Raw genomic sequence first — 17,799 nt, 5'->3', positions numbered from 1 at the left:
CGGGCTGCGCCCTGATGCGGTCGATCACCGATACGCCGCAGCTCTCATACCTGCTCAATCCGCTGCTGCGACGCTCGTTGGGCGAAGCGCGCCTGGACCTGGTCAGCCAGGTGCATGAGCTGATCGATCAGTTACTCGCCGAAGGTGCCACCCTCGAGCAGGTCGCCACGCGCCTGCAGATGCCCGCCCGACGGCTTCGTGAGCAACTGTCGCAGGCCAATGTGCGCTTCAACGACATGGTCAACGATCGTCGTAGCCAGTTGGCCAAACGCCTGTTGCTGGAGACCGACGAGCGCATCGAGCTGATCGCCGAACGCACCGGGTTTTCCGAGCCCAGCACCTTCTACCGCGCGTTCAAGCGCTGGGTCGGCGAAACGCCGGTGGAGTTTCGCCGCCGCGGCCGGCTGCAGGCAGCCGAGCGCGGCCCAGTCTGATCAGGCACCCAGCAGGCTCTGCCCGCATACCCGCAACACCTGACCACTGACCGCGCCGGAACCGGGCTGGGCGAACCAGGCCACGGCTTCGGCGACATCCTGAGGCAGGCCGCCCTGATTCATGGCGTTCATGCGCCGGCCGGCCTCGCGGATGGTGAAGGGGATGGCGGCGGTCATGCTCGTTTCGATGAAGCCCGGGGCCACGGCGTTGATGCTGATGCCACGTTCGGCCAGCGTCGGCGCCCAGCTTTGCGCCAGGCCGATCAGCCCGGCCTTGCTGGTTGCATAGTTGGTCTGCCCGACGTTACCGGCGATGCCGCTCAGCGATGCGATCAGCACCACTCGGCCGTTATCGCGCAGGGTACCGGCTTGCAGCAGGGCATCGGTGAGCTGCTGCGGTGCGCGCAGGTTGACGTCGATCACCGACTCCCAGAGCCCCTCGCTCATCTTCGCCAGGGTCTTGTCACGGGTGATACCTGCGTTGTGCACGACGATATCCACCCCGTGCGGCAGGGCCTCGACCAGTTTCGCGGGCGCGTCGTCGGCGCATATATCCAGCGCCAGGCTGCGTCCGCCGAGGCGCGAGGCCAGGGCATCGAGGGCATCCTTGGCCTGGGGTACGTCCAGCAGCAAAACTTCGGCGCCGTCGCGCGCCAGGGTTTCGGCGATGGCGGCGCCGATACCACGGCTGGCGCCAGTGACCAGTGCGGTGTTGCCGGCCAGTGGGCGGGTCCAGTCGTTGACCTGCTGCGCGTAGGGCTGAAGGCGCAGTACCTGGGCCGACACATAGGCGCTCTTGGGCGAAAGCAGGAAGCGCAGGGCGCCCTCCAGCTGATCTTGCGCACCCTGATCGACGTGCAGCAGTTGCACGGTGCCGCCACGGCGGATCTCCTTGGCCAGGGAGCGGGTGAAGCCCTCCAGGGCACGCTGCACGCTGGACGCCTGAGGATCGTCGAGCGTCTGCGGGGCGCGACCGAGCACCACCACGTGTGGGCAGCGACCGAGGTTCTTCAGGGCAGGCTGGAAGAACTGACGCAGGGCATCGAGCTCCTCGAAGCGGCTCAGGCCACTGGCATCGAACACCAGCCCCTTGAGCTTCGGGCCATGCTCGGCGGTCCAGCGCGGCAGGCCGTACTGGTCATCGAGAGCGGCGAAGGTTTCGTCGGTCAGGCGGCTGGCGAAGGCTGCCACTGCAGCGCCCAGGTCGCCGTTACCGCCGATCAGCAACGCACCTTCCAGAGGCCTGTTGCGGCCCGCCACCCAGCGTTCCAGAGGCAGCGGAGCGGGCAGCCCGAGCGCGCCGACCAGGCGGCGTCCGGTAGGCGTATTGGCGAAGTTGAGGTAGCGATCGGACATGGAACAGACTCCAGGGCTGAAACTCAAAGAGGTTGACCACTGTACGCCATCACTCGTTTCATGCATCGACAGCAGCCCAATGACCGGCCACCGTGTCGGTGAATCGGCACCCTAAAGTGCCGCAGAATATTACCCGCAAGGAGCCGTACATGAGCCTGCCGCGCCGGGTCGCCATCGTTGGTGGCAACCGCATTCCCTTCGCCCGCTCCAATACCGCCTACGCCACGGCCAGCAACCAGGCCATGCTCACCAGCGCGCTGGAGGGCCTGATCGAGCGCTACAACCTGCACGGCGAGCGCCTTGGCGAAGTGGTCGCAGGGGCGGTGCTCAAGCACTCGCGGGACTTCAACCTGACCCGCGAATGCGTACTCGGCTCGCGCCTGGCCCCCGAAACCCCGGCCTACGACCTGCAACAGGCCTGCGGCACCGGGCTCGAAGCCGCGCTGCTGGTGGCCAACAAGATTGCCCTGGGGCAGATCGAAAGCGGTATCGCCGGTGGCGTGGACACCACCTCGGATGCGCCCATCGGCGTCAACGAAGGCCTGCGCAAGATCCTGTTACAAGCCAATCGCGGCAAGAGCACCGGCGACAAGATCAAGGCGCTGCTGCAGCTGCGTCCACGGCACCTGGCGCCCTCGCTACCGCGCAATGGCGAGCCGCGCACCGGTTTGTCCATGGGCCAGCATTGCGAGCTGATGGCGCAGCACTGGGCCATCCCGCGTGACGAGCAGGATCAGTTGGCCGTGGAGAGCCACCGCAAGCTCGCTGCCGCCTACGCCGAAGGCTGGCAGGACGATTTGCTGACGCCGTTTCTCGGCCTGACCCGAGACCAGAACCTGCGCCCCGATATCGACCTGGCCAAGCTGGCCACCCTCAAGCCCGTGTTCGAGCGTGGCCAGCGCGGCACCCTGACCGCAGCCAACTCGACACCGCTGACCGATGGTGCGTCGTTGGTCCTGCTGGCCAGCGAAGAATGGGCCAAGGCCCGTGGTCTGCCGATTCTTGCCTACTGGCGCGATGGCGAGGCGGCGGCGGTGGATTTCGTCAAAGGCAACGAGGGGCTGTTGATGGCGCCGGTGTATGCGGTGCCGCGCTTGCTGGCGCGCAATGGCCTCACGCTGCAGGATTTCGACTACTACGAAATCCACGAAGCCTTCGCCGCTCAGGTGCTGTGCACGCTCAAGGCCTGGGAGGACGCCGACTATTGCCGCAGCAAGCTGGGTCTGCAACAGCCGCTGGGCGGCATCGACCGTGCGAAGCTCAACATCAAGGGCAGCTCCCTGGCGGCTGGCCACCCGTTCGCAGCGACGGGTGGGCGCATCGTCGCCAACCTGGCCAAGCTGCTATCGGTGGCCGGCGAAGGCCGTGGCCTGATCTCCATTTGCGCCGCCGGTGGCCAGGGCGTTACCGCGATTCTGGAGCGCTGAGTCGGCCGACCAGGGCGACCGGCTGGCCGATCAATCGTCGCGCCGCGTCGTCTTGGCTTCGGCCTCGAGCAAGGCGGCCTTGCGTGCCACGCCCCAGCGGTAGCCGCCGAGGCTGCCATCGGCTGCGGTGACGCGGTGGCAGGGCACCAGCAGGCCCAGCGGATTGCTGGAGCAGGCTCGGGCGATGGCCCGTGGGTGGCTGCCCAGGTTGGCGGCCAGTTGTCCGTAGGTTCGCGTCTGACCCATTGGGATGGCCCGCAGGGCCTGCCATACCTGCTGCTGAAACGCCGTGCCTTGCAGATCCAGCGGCAGGCAGGCAGCGCGTGCCGGTTCCTCGAGCTGCATCAGCACCGCGTTCAGCCACTCCTCCAGTGCCTTGTCGTCACGCTGCAGCGTTGCCGCAGGAAAGCGCTGACGCAGCTCCGCCTCCACCGCGTTCGCGGATTCGCCGAACAACAGGGCGCAGAGGCCAGTGTCGCTGCTCGCCACCAGCAGGTAGCCCAGTGGGCAGGGCGCCACTGCCATGCGCAGCGATTCCCCGGCGGCACCTTTGCGTCGGCTGGCCGCGCTCACCCCATCGGCCCGCTCGTAGAGTGCGCGGGTACTGGAGTAACCGCTGTTCAGCGCAGCATCGAGCAGCGAACCGGCCTGGGGCAGTTCGAGCGCCAGGCGCTCACGCTGGCGGGCGCTGCCCCAGGCCTTGGGGGTCATCCCGGTACGTGCCTTGAAGGCTCTGGCCAGGTGCGACGGTGACAGGCCGATGCGCGCGGCAAGTGCTTGCAGAGTCGGTGGTCTTTCCGCTTCGTCGAGCAGGCGGCAGGCTGCAGTCACCAGTGCGTCGAGCTGCTCGGCCAGGCTGCTGCCCCGGGGCGAGCAGCGTTTACAGGGCCGATAACCCGCCGCCTCGGCGTGTGCGGGCGTGGCGTGGAAACTGACGTTCTCGCGTCTTGGCCGGCGTGCCGGACAGCTGGGGCGGCAGTAGATGCCGGTCGAGCGCACGGCGAAGACGAATTCACCGTCCTGCGTGGCATCGCGTTCGCATACGGCTTGCCAGTGGCGTTCTTCCGACATGTTCATCTCCTGTAACAGACACTGGATTGTCGGTATCGACCAGATTACGCGCCAGTGCCAATCACGCTTTCAAAGTGTATGAGTCGGCACATTTTCCATAGAGACTGTGCGCTGCCCGAGGATTGCCGTATAAAAGGGCCGCATAGCCCATTGAGGACCCTAATAAAAGCTGATGAAGACGCCAAAACGCATTGAGCCCCTGGTCGAAGACGGCCTGGTGGACGAGGTGATTCGCCCTTTGATGAGCGGCAAGGAAGCAGCGGTCTATGTTGTGCGTTGCGGTACCGAGTTGCGTTGCGCCAAGGTCTACAAGGAAGCCAACAAGCGGGGTTTCCGCCAGGCCGCCGAGTATCAGGAAGGTCGCAAGGTACGCAACAGCCGTGACGCGCGGGCTATGGCCAAGGGCTCCAAGTATGGTCGCAAGGGGCAGGAAGACGCCTGGCAGAACGCCGAGGTGGCAGCCCTGTTTCGTCTGGCCAGCGCCGGGGTCCGGGTGCCGAAACCCTATGACTTTCTCGAGGGTGTGCTGCTCATGGAACTGGTCGGGGACGGCGAGGGTGGCGTAGCGCCGCGCCTCAACGACGTCGACCTGCACCCCGAAGACGCCCGCGAATTCCACGCTTTCATGATCGAAGAAATCGTCAAGATGCTCTGCGCCGGCTTGGTGCATGGCGACTTGTCCGAATTCAACGTGCTGCTTGGCCCGGAAGGCCCGGTGATCATCGACCTGCCCCAGGCGGTGGATGCGGCCGGCAACAACCACGCCTTCAAGATGCTCGAGCGTGACGTCGGCAACATGGCCGCCTATTTCGGCCAGTTCGCACCGGAGCTCAAGTTCACCAAGTACGCCAAGGAAATGTGGGCGCTCTACGAAGACGGCAAGCTGACGCCGGATAGCGTGCTGACCGGGGAGTTCGATGACCCCGAGGACGAGGCCGACGTCGACGCCGTGTTGCGTGAAATCAAGGCCGCCCTGGCCGATGAGGCACGCCGTCAGGCCGCGCTCAACGCCGAGGACGAGCCCAAGGACCAGGAGCCGCCTCCGCCCTGGGAGCGGTGATTGAGCTTGATGCAGTGGTGGGCTGAAGCGGATCGCCGCCCGGCCCACCCTGTACGGCTGCGATCCACCGCGGGCGCGGGCCGTGCCCGCGATTTCGCGCGCATGGCGCGCTCCCACAAGTTGGTGCGCCTTCGCGCGCATGGCGCGCTCCCACAAGGTAGTGCGCCGAAGGGCAGCTCGCAGGATGGGTGAACATCCATCATGCGTCCGCGAATCTGGCTGAAGAGTCGCAGGAAACGGCCGTTCTGCAGTCCACTGTGGGAGCGGGCCATGCCCGCGATTTCGCGCGCATGGCGCGCTCCCACAAGTTGGTGCGCTGAAGGGCGGTCCGCCTGATGGATCAACATCGACCCTGCGCCCGCTGACCTATCTGAAGAATCGCAGGGAACGACCGTTTTGCAATCCACTGTGGGAGCGGGCCATGCCCGCGATTTCGCGCGCATGGCGCGCTCCCACAAGGTAGTGCGCTGAAGGGCAGCTCGCAGGATGGCTGAACATCCATCATGCGCCTGCGAACCTGCCTGAAGAATCGCAGGTAACGGCGGTTCCGCGATCCACCGCGGGCGCGGGCCGCGCCCGCGATTTCGCGCGCATGGCGCGCTCCCACAAGGTACTGCGCCGAAGGGCAGCTCGCAGGATGAGTGAACATCCATCATGCGCCTGCGAACCTGCCTGAAGAATCGCAGGTAACGGCGGTTCCGCGATCCACTGTGGGAGCGGGCCGCGCCCGCGATTTCGCGCGCATGGCGCGCTCCCACAGGTACTGCGCCGAAGGGCAGCTCGCAGGATGGGTGAACATCCATCCTGCGCCCGCGAACCTGCCTGAAGAATCGCAGGGAACGGCGGTTCCGCGATCAACTGTGGGAGCGGGCCATGCCCGCGATTTCGCGCGCATGGCGCGCTCCCACAGGTACTGCGCCGAAGGGTGGCTCGCAGGATGAGTGAACATCCATCATGCGTCCGCGAATCTGGCTGAAGAATCGCAGGGAACGGCGGTTCCGCGATCCACTGTGGGAGCGGGCCGTGCCCGCGATTTCGCGCGCATGGCGCGCTCCCACAGGTACTGCGCTGAAGGGCAGCTCGCAGGATGGGTGAACATCCATCCTGCGCCCGCGAACCTGCCTGAAGAATCGCAGGGAACGGCGGTTCCGCGATCCACTGTGGTAGCGGGCCGCGCCCGCGATTTCGCGCGCATGGCGCGCTCCCACAAGTTGGTGCGCTGAAGGGCGATCCGCCTGATGGATGAACATCGACCCTGCGCCCGCTGACCTGTCTGGAGAACCGCAGGGAACGGCGGTTCTGCGATCCACTGTGGGAGCGGGCCGTGCCCGCGATTTCGCGCGCATGGCGCGCTCCCACAGGTACTGCGCTGAAGGGCAGCTCGCGGGATGAGTGAACATCGACCCTGCGCCCGCTGACCGATCTGACGAATCGCAGAGAACGGCGGTTCCGCGATCAACTGTGGGAGCGGGCCATGCCCGCGATTTCGCGCGCATGGCGCGTTCCTACAGGCACTGCGCCGGCAGGTAGCGCTTACCCGACCTGCGCCCACGAATCCGCTTGGGCTGCCCCGAAATGGTGAGTTTCAGGATCGCCTGCTTCATCTTGGTTCGTATCCTGCGCCAGTCGCGCCGATCTGCAGGAGCCTGCCAAGCCCTTTGCCATGGGCCTTCCCGGCTTTTTCAAGGCCTTGGCATGCAACCTGCTATCAAACCTGTGCACCCATCATCGATGGGGCCGGTGAACAGGCCATGACCTGATACTCACCCCACATAACTGAATCCAAGGCAAAGACGCCTGAAGCTGACAACAGCTCCAGGCGTCTTTTTTTTGCGTTGCAGAAAACCGTGATACCGCAGCAGACAGAGGGCAGGCTATGAATTCCATCGTCACATCGATCAAGCGCGAGAACCTGATCGTCATCGGCAACGGCATGGTCGGCCACCACTGCGTGGAGCAGCTGATCGCCAGCGGCGCCCTGCATCGCTATCAGGTGCACGTGTATGGCGAAGAGCGCCAGCGCGCCTACGACCGTGTGCACCTGTCCGAGTATTTCTCCGGCAAGGATGCCGAAGCCCTGGCCCTGGGCGAGCCTGATCTGTACGCCCGCAACGGCGTGCATCTGCACCTCGGCGAGCAGGTGCTGGAGATCGACCGCGAGAACCGCGAAGTCGTCACCACCAACGGCCGTCGCGGCTACGACCGGCTGGTGCTGGCCACCGGTTCCTATCCGTTCGTGCCGCCGATTCCGGGCGCCGAGGGCAATTCGCGCCTGGTCTACCGCACCCTGGACGACCTCGACGGCATCCGCGCTGCCGCGGCCAGCGCCCGCCGTGGCGTGGTGGTGGGCGGCGGTCTGCTCGGTCTCGAGGCGGCCAATGCCCTCAAGTCCCTTGGCCTGGAAGCTCATGTGGTGGAGTTCGCGCCACGCCTGATGCCGGTGCAGCTGGATAACGACGGTGGCGACGCATTGCGGGCGCGCATCGAGGCCCTGGGTGTGGGTGTGCATCTATCGCGCGCCACCCAGGAGATCGTCATCGGTGAGGAATACGCCTACCGCATGAAGTTCAATGATGGCGAATTCCTTGAGACCGACCTGATCGTGTTTTCCGCCGGTATTCGTCCGCAGGACGCCCTGGGCCGTGCCGCCGGGCTCGACATCGCGACCCGCGGGGGCGTGGTGGTCGACAACGACTGTCGCACCAGCGACCCGGCGATCTTTGCCATCGGCGAATGCGCGTCCTGGAATGGCCTGGTCTTCGGCCTGGTCGCGCCGGGCTATTCGATGGCCCGCAATGTCGCCGCACAGCTGGCTGGCGCGCCCCACGAACTATTCACCGGCGCCGACATGTCGACCAAGCTCAAGCTGCTTGGCGTCGACGTCGGCTCCATCGGCGATGCTCACGCCGCCACGCCGGGGGCTAAGAGCTACCGCTACATCGACGAAGCCAATGCCAGCTACCGCCGTCTGGTGGTCTCGCCGGATGGTCAGCACGTCATCGGCGCCGTGCTGGTCGGCGACAACAGCTACTACGACACCCTGCTGCAGTACGCCCAGAACGGCATCAAGCTGCCGGCCGATCCGTCCAGCCTGATTCTGCCGCTGTCCGAAGGCGCGCCGACCCTGGGCGCCGATGCGTTGCCGGATACCGCGACCATTTGCTCCTGCCACAACGTCAGCAAGGGCGCGGTGTGCTGCCAGGTCGACGCCGGCATCACCGACCTCGGCGAGCTGAAGGCCATCACCAAGGCCGGCAGCGGTTGCGGTGGTTGCAGCGCCTTGCTCAAACAGGTCTTCGAGCATGAGCTGAGCGCCCGCGGCGTGGCGGTGGACAAGAGCCTCTGCGAACACTTCGCCCATACCCGCCAGGAGCTGTACGCCATCGTCCGGGTGGAAGGCGTGCTCAGTTTCGAAGAACTGCTGGCCAAGCATGGCCGCGGCCACACCGGCTGCGATATCTGCAAGCCAGCGGTCGGCTCGATTCTCGCGTCCTGCTGGAACCAGCCGATCACCGACCCGCTGATGATCCCGCTGCAGGACACCAACGACACCTTCATGGCCAACATGCAGAAGAACGGCACCTACTCGGTGGTGCCGCGTATTCCCGGTGGCGAGATCACCCCGGACGGGTTGATCGCCATCGGCGCCGTGGCGAAGAAATACGACCTCTACACCAAGATCACCGGCGGGCAGCGCATCGACCTGTTCGGCGCTCAACTGCACGAGCTGCCGGAAATCTGGAGCGAGCTGATCGCCGCCGGCTTCGAGACCGGGCATGCCTACGGCAAGTCGCTGCGTACCGTGAAGTCCTGCGTGGGCAGCACCTGGTGCCGCTATGGCGTGCAGGACAGCGTCGGCATGGCGCTGCGCCTGGAGGATCGCTACAAGGGCCTGCGCTCGCCGCACAAGATCAAGTTCGCGGTCAGCGGCTGCACCCGTGAGTGCGCCGAAGCGCAGAGCAAGGACATCGGCGTGATCGCCACCGACAAGGGCTGGAACCTCTACGTGTGCGGCAACGGCGGCATGCGCCCGCGGCACGCCGAGCTGTTCGCCACCGACCTGGATGACGAAGCGCTGATCCGCACCATCGACCGCGTGCTGATGTTCTACGTGCGCACTGCCGACAAGCTGCAGCGCACCTCGGTATGGCGCGAATCGCTGGAAGGCGGCCTGGATTACCTCAAGGCGGTGATTCTCGACGACAGCCTGGGCCTTGGCGCCGAGCTGGAAGCGCAGATGCAGCTGGTGGTCGACCGTTATGAATGCGAATGGGCCGGTGCCCTCAAGGACCCGGAGAAGCTCAAGCGCTTCCGCACCTTCGTCAACGACAAGCGCGGCGATCCGGACATTCACTTCGTCAAGGAGCGTGGCCAGCGCCGACCCATGACCGCCAGCGAGTTACATCTGATTCCCGTTACCGAGGAGGTGCTCTGATGAGCCAGTCCAATGCCGTGCGCGCCCAATCGCTTCCCGCCACCGAATGGCAACCGCTGTGCAGCAGCCAGGATCTGGTCGCCAACTCCGGTGTGGTGGCCTGGCTCGAGGGTGACCAGATCGCCCTGTTCCATCTGCCCCACAGCGAGGCCGGCGAGCAACTGTTCGCGGTGGAAAACCGCGATCCGAAATCCGGCGCCAACGTCATCGGTCGCGGCCTGATCGGCCAGATCAAGGGTGACCTGGTGATCGCTTCGCCGCTCTACAAACAGCATTTCCGCCTGGTCGACGGCACCTGCCTCGAGTACCCGGAGCAGCGCCTGCGCGTATGGCCGGTGCGGCTCAATGGCGACACCGTGGAAATCGGCCTGACAGGCTGAACGCTCGACGACTTACCGCGAAGGCCGGAGAAGAACGCCAAGCAGGCGCCCCGGCCCATTCGCTCCCTCCCGTTTGCATACCTGAAAAGAGAGCATCTCCATGTCCTACCTGGTTCCTGCCGAATTCGTCACAAAGATGGTGGATGCCGGCGAGTCGAAGATCTTCATGTCGACCCGCGATACCCTGATCCGCGCCTTCATGGCCGGTGCGATTCTGGCCCTGGCGGCGGTGTTCGCCATCACCATCACTGTCCAGACTGGTTCGCCGCTGCTTGGCGCAGCGTTCTTCCCGGTCGGTTTCATCATGCTGTACCTGATGGGCTTCGACCTGCTCACCGGGGTATTCGTCCTCGCTCCGCTGGCGCTGCTCGACAAGCGCCCGGGGGTCACCGTCGGTGGCGTGCTGCGCAACTGGGGGCTGGTGTTCATCGGCAACTTCGCCGGAGCACTGACGGTCGCCGTGATGATGGCTTTCGTCTTCACCTATGGCTTCTCGACCAGCGCGGGTGAGATCGGCGAGAAGATTTCGCACATCGGCGAGTCACGCACTCTGGGCTACGCCGAGTTCGGCACGGCCGGCTGGCTGACCATTTTCCTGCGCGGCATGCTGTGCAACTGGATGGTGTCCATGGGCGTGGTCGGCGCGATGATCTCCACCACCGTCAGCGGCAAGACCATCGCCATGTGGATGCCGGTCATGCTGTTCTTCTACATGGGCTTCGAACACTCGGTGGTGAACATGTTTCTGTTCCCCTTCGGGATGATCATGGGCGGCGATTTCTCGGTGATGGACTACATGATCTGGAACGAAATCCCCACCGCACTGGGCAACCTGGTTGGCGGCCTGGCCTTCACCGGTCTGACCCTCTACACCACGCACGTCAAGACCGCACCCAAGCGCTCCTACAACTGAGTACCGTCGATGGCCGCTGCTGAAAACCTGCGCACGGGCAGGAAGAGCCAACTGCAGGTCAGCATCGGTCAGTGCTCGGACAAGGGCCGCAAGGCACGCAATCAGGACTTCCATGGCCTCTGCGTGCCCCATGAGCCGCAACTGAGCAGCAAAGGCATCGCCATCGCCCTGGCTGACGGCATCAGCAGCAGTGACGTCAGCCACATTGCCAGTGAAACGGCGGTGGCGGCGTTCCTCTCCGACTATTTCAGCACCAGCGAAGCCTGGTCCGTGAAGACCTCGGTGACTCGCGTGCTCAGCGCCACCAACGCCTGGCTGCACGCCCAGACGCGGCGCGGCCAGCATCGCTACGACATGGACCGCGGCTACGTGTGCACCTTCAGCGCTCTGGTGCTGAAGTCGACCACCGCGCACCTGTTCCATGTCGGCGATACCCGCATCTACCGCCTGCGCGACGGCTCCCTGGAGCCGCTTACCCGCGATCACCGCGTCTGGGTCGGCCAGGACAAGAGCTACCTGAGCCGTGCCCTGGGCATCCAGCCGCAATTGGAGATCGACTATCAGGCACTGGCGCTGGAGAGCGGCGACCTGTTCCTGCTGGCCACCGACGGCGTGTACGAGTTCGTCGATTCGCGCTTCATGATCGAGTGCATCTCCGCCGCCGCTGACGACCTGCAACGGGCCGCCCAGCATATCGTCGACCAGGCCCTGGCCAATGGCAGCGACGACAACCTGACCCTGCAACTGGTGCGCGTCGACAGCCTGCCGCGTGCCGAGGTCGATGAGTTGCAGCACAAGCTCGGCGAGCTGCCGTGCCCGCCGATTCTGGAAGCGCGCATGCCCTTCGACGGTTACCGCATCGTCCGCCCGCTGCACGCCAGCGCCCGCAGCCACGTGTACCTGGCCACCGATGAAGACAGCGGTGCCACCGTGGTGATCAAGACGCCCTCCCAGGACCTGCAGCACGACGCCGCTTACCTCGAGCGCTTTCTCATGGAGGAGTGGATCGCCCGGCGCATCGACAGCCCCCACGTGCTCAAGGCTTGTGCACCGACCCGCAAGCGCAATTTCCTGTACGGCGTCAGCGAGTTCATCGAGGGCCGGACCCTGGCGCAGTGGATGATCGATCACCCGAGCCCGGATCTGGAAACCGTGCGTAGCATCGTCGAGCAGATCGCCCGCGGCCTGCGTGCTTTCCACCGTCTGGAAATGCTGCATCAGGACCTGCGTCCCGCCAACCTGATGATCGAGGCCACCGGTACGGTGAAGATCATCGATTTTGGCGCCACCCGGGTGGCAGGGCTGCAGGAGATCGCCAGCCGCCAGGCGGACGACCCGATACTCGGCACCGCGCAGTACAGCGCCCCTGAATACTGGCTCGGCGAGCCCGGCACGGTACGCTCGGACGTGTTTTCCCTGGCGGTGATCGCCTACCAGATGCTCACCGCTCGGCTGCCTTACGGGGCCAGCATGGCACGGGCGCGAACCCGCACAGCCCAGGCGCGGTTGCGTTACGCACCGCTCGGCCAAGGGCGCGAGCTGCCTTCGTGGCTCGACGACGTGCTGCGCAAGGCCTGCCACCCGGACCCGCTGAAGCGCTATGCCGACCCGGACGAATTCGCCCACGCGCTGCGTCATCCCGGTCAGGCGTTGCTGCGCCGTGGCCGGGTACCGTTGCTGGAGCGCAATCCGCTGTTGTTCTGGCAGGTCAGTTGTTTGGCGCTGGCGTTGACGGTGGTGGTATTGCTGGCGCGCTAGCGGTTGCCAAGGGCGCTTTACTGCCGGGTGTTTCCGAGGGGGGGCATGGCTGGCCGGCACGTTGCACGAGCGCTTCGTATCGCGCTTCGCGTGAAAACCGTGCAGGCCCCGCCAGTGCACGGTTTCAGGGCGTAGATGGAAAGGTAACTTAATGAAATAATTTGTCGCAAATTGTCATATTTGTTCTCTCGGCAACAAGACAGAATGCGGCTTCTGTTCAGCCATAAAGTGCGTGATCGTGGACTATCTCCTGCAACTAGCTAGCGACCCAACTGCCTGGGTCGCCCTTGCCACTCTGGTGGTAATGGAAGTGGTACTCGGCATCGACAACCTGATCTTCATCTCCATCCTCACCAACAAGCTACCCGAGCATCAGCGTGAAAAAGCGCGGCGCTTGGGTATTGGTGCGGCGCTGGTTCTGCGTCTGGGCCTATTGGGCACCGTGGCGTGGATCGTCCAACTGGTGGAACCGGTGATCGAGCTGTTCGGCCAGGCGTTCTCCTGGAAGGACATCATCCTCATCGCCGGTGGCCTGTTCCTGCTCTGGAAGGCGACCAAGGAAATCCATCACTCCATGGACCCGGAGCCGGAAGGCGACATGTTCGTCGGCCGTACCGCTACCCTGGGTTTCAGCGCCGCCATCGTGCAGATCCTGCTGCTCGACCTGGTGTTCTCGGTCGACAGCATCATCACCGCCGTGGGCATGACGCCGCACGTGCCGATCATGGTCATCGCCGTGGTCGCCGCCGTTACCGTGATGCTGGTCGCTGCCAACCCGCTGGCGCGCTTCATCGCCAACAACCCGACCGTGGTGATGCTGGCCCTGGGCTTCCTCATCATGATCGGCATGACGCTGATCGCCGAAGGCTTCGGCGCTCACGTGCCGAAGGGCTACATCTACGCCGCGATGGCATTCTCCGCCATCATCGAAGGGCTCAACATGTTGTCTCGCCGGGCGCGCCGCAAGGCGGCTGCCGAGGCCAACAAGGCACCTTGACGCCGCGCACCTCCCTCTGCCACAGCGGGGGGAGGTGGCTGCATTTCTCCGCTCCACGCCACTTTCCCTCCCGGCAAAGACTGACCGTTCAGTCATATTTTGCTGGCACGGTGCCATCTTGCACGGCAGAATCTCCCCCATGACCAGTGAGTGGGCGGGCCGGCATGCCTGTTTTCGCCAAGCTGAAAGCCGTCCGTAACGCCCATCCGCTCCTGCAACTACACTCAATGCCATGACCAGAACCGATCTGCCTGGCGCCTAATCGTCCACGAGCGCAACGGTGCACTGGGGTGGCCTTCCTGTGAGCCGGGATAACAGGCTCCTTGATCGATCGAGTGACCTTTTCGCGCACGACTCCTCTGGCCCGACCCGCCGAGGATCGCGCTGTTACGGATTCTCAGGACCGCCACCATGCTCCCCACTCATCCCAATGCCGACGTGATGTACCGCCTGTTGGTGCAGAGCGTGGTGGACTACGCCATCTACATGCTCAGTCCCGAAGGCGTGGTAACCAACTGGAATGCTGGCGCCCAGCGCGCCAAGGGTTACCTGGCGGCGGAGATCGTCGGCCAGCATTTCTCGGTGTTCTACGGCGAGGCGGAGCGCGCCGCTGGCGTGCCCGAACGTGGCCTGCAGCAGGCTCGCGACACCGGGCGTTTCGAGGCCCAGGGCTGGCGCCTGCGCAAGGACGGTACGTCGTTCTGGGCCCATGTGGTGATCGATGCCGTACACGATGACGATGGCCAACTGATCGGCTTCGCCAAGATCACCCGTGACTGCACCGAGCAGCGTCAGTTACAGATCGAGCAGCGCGAGCAGGAGCGGCGTTTTCGCCTGCTGGTACAGGGCGTCACCGACTACGCCATCTACATGCTCGATCCCCAGGGCCATGTGGAAAACTGGAACGCCGGCGCCGAGCGTGCCAAGGGCTACAAGGCCGAAGAGATCGTCGGTCAGCACTTTTCGGTGTTCTATACCCCCGAGGACCGTGAGGCCGGCCTGCCCGCCAAGGGCCTGGAAACCGCTCGTAGCGAAGGGCGCTTCGAAGCCGAGGGCGTGCGCCTGCGCAAGGACGGTTCGCCGTTCTGGACCAGCGTGGTGATCGACGCCATCTACGATGACGACCGCCAACTGATCGGTTTCGCCAAGATCACCCGTGACATCACCGAGCGCCGCCAGAACGAACTGGAGCTGCTCAAGGCCAAGGAGCTGGCGGAGAGCTACAGCGAAGAGATGGCCTCGCTGTCCCGCTTCCTCGACTCGGTAATCTCCAACATTCCGGCCAGCGTCATCGTGCAGGACTCCACCAGCCGAGAAATCCTGCTGGCCAACCCGCGGGCGGAAAAGCTGTTCGGCTGCAGCACCAGCGAGATGCTCGGGCGCCGTGCGGAGCAGTGCCTGGCGCCGGCGATCGTCGATTACATCGCCGAGCAGACCGAGCAGTGCATCCGCAGTGGGGCCCCGCATCTTTCCGAGGATTGCCTGGACACCCAGCTGGGCCCGCGCATGCTGCGTACCCGTGTGCTGCAGAGCAGTGGCGTCGAGCAACAGAGCAGCTACCTGCTGATGATCGCCGAGGATGTCACCGACGAGCTCGCCGCCCACGCACAGATCCACCACATGGCCCACCACGACGCGCTGACCGGGCTGCCCAACCGCACGCTGTTCGGTGAGCGCCTCGACGAGGCGCTGCGTGAGGGGGAGGAAAAACAGCGACTGACCGCGGTGCTCTGCCTGGACCTGGACAACTTCAAGAACATCAACGACGCCCTCGGCCATGCCTTCGGTGACCGCCTGCTGCGCTCTCTGGGCCAACGCCTCAAGGGTGTGCTGCGCGAGCGCGACACCCTGGCACGGCTGGGGGGTGACGAATTCGCGGTGGTGCTCAACGGCCTGGAGAGCGCCGAGGATGCCCAGCGCACCGCCAAACGGCTGATCGCCGCCGTGGCGCCCGTGTTCCTGATCGACGGCCACAGCTTCTCGGTCGGAGTGAGCATCGGCGTCGCCCTTTCGCCGGACGATCACCAGCAGGCCGATCAACTGATGCGCTACGCCGACCTGGCGCTCTACGAAGCCAAGCGTAACGGGCGCAACCGCTACGAATGCTTCCACCCGGAGCTCGATGTTGCCGCGCGGCGCCGTCGTACCATGGAGATGGACCTGCGCACGGCCCTGCACCTCGGGCAGTTGCAGCTTTACTACCAGCCCATCGTCGATAACGGCAGCAACCTGATATCCGGCTACGAAGCGTTGATGCGCTGGCAGCACCCGAGTAACGGTCTGGTCATGCCGATGGACTTCATCCCCATCGCCGAGGAAACCGGGCTGATCCACGATGTAGGCGCCCGCGCGCTCAACCTCGCCTGCCAGGAGGCGGCGAGCTGGTCAGGCAAGCAGACGGTGGCGGTCAATCTGTCGCCCGTGCAGTTCAAGAACGCCGATCTGGTCAAGGTCGTCGGTCTGGCCCTGGCCGACTCGGGGCTGGAGCCCGAGCGCCTGGAACTGGAGATCACCGAGTCGGTATTGCTGGAGAACAGCGAAGGCAACATCGACACCCTCAAGGCGCTCAAGGCACTTGGCGTGAACATTGCGCTCGACGACTTCGGTACCGGCTATTCTTCATTGGGCTACCTGCGATCCTTCTCCTTCGACCGGATCAAGATCGACAAGTCCTTCGTTCAGGACATGGGTGAGAGCCGCGAGTCGCTGTCCATCGTGCGGGCCATCACCGGCATGAGTGGCAGCCTGCTGATCAAGACGACCGCCGAGGGCGTGGAAACCGATGCACAGTTCGAGCAGTTGAAAGCGGAGGGCTGCTCGCACTTCCAGGGGTACCTGTTCGGCCGTCCGCAGCCGGCCAGCGAGCGCATCGAGGTGCTGGAATAGGGCAGGCGGGAGCCGGCCAGTGTGACGGGCGTCACCAATCTCCATGTTCGCCCGCCGGATGGCGATCTATCGCAGACCGGCAACACGTCAACGACGGGCGTATGAACTAGAATTCAACAATCGCTGGCGTCGGAATGTTGGCAGCCCTTGCTGCCTCCGCGCTCCAGTATTAACTCAGGTCGACCGGCAACGCCCATTCCGTTCTTCACGGCAGTGGCTACAGGGCTGGGGCGACCTTTTAGCGCGCACGAGGATATCGAGTTGATTAAACGTTGCATGGGAACGCTCCTGCTGGGTCTCAGCCTGATCAGCTTCGCCAGTTGGGCCGAAATGAAACCGCTGGAGGCGATGAACATGGCGGGTCTGCAGCGCAGTCTCGGCCAGATCATGGCCAAGGATTATTTGATGATCGGCTCCGACGTGAAGGTCGATGACGCCACCAAACAGCTCAACACCAGCATCGCGCTGTTCGAGGATCATCACGCCCAGCTCAAGGCTCATCCCACCAATGATGAAGTCCGCGCAGCCCTGGCTCAGGTCGAGGTGATCTGGACGGCCTATCGCGCCATGATCACCGCCACGCCGGACAAGGCCCAGGCCCCCGCCATGCTCGCCAAGGCCGAAGAGCTGGTGAAGCAGTGCCAGCACGTTACCGACCTGTTCGAGAAGCACAACGGCGACGCCGCCTCGCATTCGATCAACCGAAGTGGCTGGAACCGTGTGCTCACCCAGCGCACCGCGATGTTCTACATGGCGCGTGCCTGGGGGGTGCAGGCGCCCAATCTGGATGCCAACTTCGACGCCTCGGTGAAGGAATTCGACAGCATCATGAAGGAGCTGCAGGCCAACGGTGCGCCGAATGAAGCGATCGCCGCGGCGCTGCGCAAGACCGATGCGCGCTGGCAGTTCGCGACCAAGGCCTTTGCCTCCAAGGACTTCGTGCCGACCATCGTCGCCGTGAATGCCGAGTCGATGTTCCGCCAACTGAACGAAATGACCCGCCTCTACGCCGGCCTGCAGGGCGACCAGCTCTGACCCGGTGGTGCTCATCCCGCCCGGGATGAGCATCCGCTCGTACCTCG

The 17,799-nt window shown here is 64.7% G+C and carries 11 protein-coding genes and 1 pseudogene; 10 read left to right on the top strand and 2 right to left on the bottom strand.

All coding sequences use genetic code 11. The features are described from left to right. Positions 1-62: 62 nt before the first annotated feature. A pseudogene (locus FHR27_RS18255) lies at positions 63-434 on the top strand (helix-turn-helix transcriptional regulator); the annotation flags it as partial. Here FHR27_RS18255 and FHR27_RS18250 read toward each other — a convergent pair. Then, a complete protein-coding gene (locus FHR27_RS18250; RefSeq protein WP_042556796.1) occupies positions 435-1,790 on the bottom strand; it encodes a 3-oxoacyl-ACP reductase in 1,356 nt (451 codons plus the stop codon). It abuts the pseudogene before it with no gap. Positions 1,791-1,939: 149 nt separating this feature from the next. Between FHR27_RS18250 and FHR27_RS18245 the strand changes: the two genes are divergently transcribed. Continuing rightward, entirely contained in the window at positions 1,940-3,217 is a 1,278-nt protein-coding gene (locus FHR27_RS18245) for an acetyl-CoA C-acetyltransferase (protein WP_042556797.1), read from the top strand. A gap of 30 nt (positions 3,218-3,247) precedes the next feature. On the opposite strand, the gene ada is transcribed toward FHR27_RS18245, so the two are convergent. Further along, entirely contained in the window at positions 3,248-4,288 is a 1,041-nt protein-coding gene (gene ada, locus FHR27_RS18240) for a bifunctional DNA-binding transcriptional regulator/O6-methylguanine-DNA methyltransferase Ada (RefSeq protein ID WP_179539229.1), read from the bottom strand. A gap of 172 nt (positions 4,289-4,460) precedes the next feature. Between ada and FHR27_RS18235 the strand changes: the two genes are divergently transcribed. The 8 genes from FHR27_RS18235 (at position 4,461) to FHR27_RS18200 (ending at position 17,752) form a co-directional block, all read left to right on the top strand. After that, positions 4,461-5,348, top strand: coding sequence for a PA4780 family RIO1-like protein kinase (locus FHR27_RS18235; protein ID WP_042556799.1), 888 nt, complete (start codon positions 4,461-4,463; stop codon positions 5,346-5,348). Between the two features lie 1,876 nt (positions 5,349-7,224). Further along, positions 7,225-9,783, top strand: coding sequence for a nitrite reductase large subunit NirB (gene nirB, locus FHR27_RS18230; RefSeq protein ID WP_179539228.1), 2,559 nt, complete (start codon positions 7,225-7,227; stop codon positions 9,781-9,783). Beyond that, complete coding sequence (gene nirD, locus FHR27_RS18225; RefSeq protein ID WP_179539227.1) at positions 9,783-10,163, top strand: nitrite reductase small subunit NirD; 381 nt, start codon at positions 9,783-9,785, stop codon at positions 10,161-10,163. Before nirB ends, nirD begins: the two co-directional genes overlap by 1 nt. 100 nt (positions 10,164-10,263) lie before the next feature. Beyond that, positions 10,264-11,076 carry a formate/nitrite transporter family protein gene (locus tag FHR27_RS18220; protein ID WP_042556802.1) on the top strand — a complete coding sequence of 271 codons (813 nt, stop codon included), beginning with the start codon at positions 10,264-10,266 and terminating at the stop codon, positions 11,074-11,076. Between the two features lie 9 nt (positions 11,077-11,085). After that, positions 11,086-12,834: a bifunctional protein-serine/threonine kinase/phosphatase gene (locus tag FHR27_RS18215; protein ID WP_179539226.1), complete on the top strand. Its 1,749-nt coding sequence runs from the start codon at positions 11,086-11,088 to the stop codon at positions 12,832-12,834. Positions 12,835-13,072: 238 nt separating this feature from the next. Beyond that, the gene (locus tag FHR27_RS18210; RefSeq protein WP_082045938.1) at positions 13,073-13,831 is read left to right on the top strand and encodes a TerC family protein; all 759 of its coding nucleotides are present in this window, start codon (positions 13,073-13,075) and stop codon (positions 13,829-13,831) included. Between the two features lie 411 nt (positions 13,832-14,242). Next, positions 14,243-16,717 carry a sensor domain-containing protein gene (locus FHR27_RS18205; protein ID WP_257026943.1) on the top strand — a complete coding sequence of 825 codons (2,475 nt, stop codon included), beginning with the start codon at positions 14,243-14,245 and terminating at the stop codon, positions 16,715-16,717. A 276-nt stretch (positions 16,718-16,993) separates the two neighbouring features. Then, positions 16,994-17,752, top strand: coding sequence for a type IV pili methyl-accepting chemotaxis transducer N-terminal domain-containing protein (locus FHR27_RS18200; RefSeq protein WP_231570255.1), 759 nt, complete (start codon positions 16,994-16,996; stop codon positions 17,750-17,752). Positions 17,753-17,799: the final 47 nt, after the last annotated feature.

Origin of the sequence: Pseudomonas flavescens (genome assembly GCF_013408425.1) — a bacterium.
Lineage (GTDB): Bacteria > Pseudomonadota > Gammaproteobacteria > Pseudomonadales > Pseudomonadaceae > Aquipseudomonas > Aquipseudomonas fulva_A.
Note: the sequence above shows the minus strand (reverse complement) of the source record. Positions and strands in the feature narration are given on the sequence as shown.

Bases quoted from the DNA above. Each gene is read 5' to 3' on its own strand.
- FHR27_RS18250 (WP_042556796.1), bottom strand. From the start codon at position 1,790: ATGTCCGATCGCTACCTCAACTTCGCCAATACGCCTACCGGACGCCGC.
- FHR27_RS18245 (WP_042556797.1), top strand. From the start codon at position 1,940: ATGAGCCTGCCGCGCCGGGTCGCCATCGTTGGTGGCAACCGCATTCCC.
- ada (WP_179539229.1), bottom strand. From the start codon at position 4,288: ATGTCGGAAGAACGCCACTGGCAAGCCGTATGCGAACGCGATGCCACG.
- FHR27_RS18235 (WP_042556799.1), top strand. From the start codon at position 4,461: ATGAAGACGCCAAAACGCATTGAGCCCCTGGTCGAAGACGGCCTGGTG.
- nirB (WP_179539228.1), top strand. From the start codon at position 7,225: ATGAATTCCATCGTCACATCGATCAAGCGCGAGAACCTGATCGTCATC.
- nirD (WP_179539227.1), top strand. From the start codon at position 9,783: ATGAGCCAGTCCAATGCCGTGCGCGCCCAATCGCTTCCCGCCACCGAA.
- FHR27_RS18220 (WP_042556802.1), top strand. From the start codon at position 10,264: ATGTCCTACCTGGTTCCTGCCGAATTCGTCACAAAGATGGTGGATGCC.
- FHR27_RS18215 (WP_179539226.1), top strand. From the start codon at position 11,086: ATGGCCGCTGCTGAAAACCTGCGCACGGGCAGGAAGAGCCAACTGCAG.
- FHR27_RS18205 (WP_257026943.1), top strand. From the start codon at position 14,243: ATGCTCCCCACTCATCCCAATGCCGACGTGATGTACCGCCTGTTGGTG.
- FHR27_RS18200 (WP_231570255.1), top strand. From the start codon at position 16,994: ATGGGAACGCTCCTGCTGGGTCTCAGCCTGATCAGCTTCGCCAGTTGG.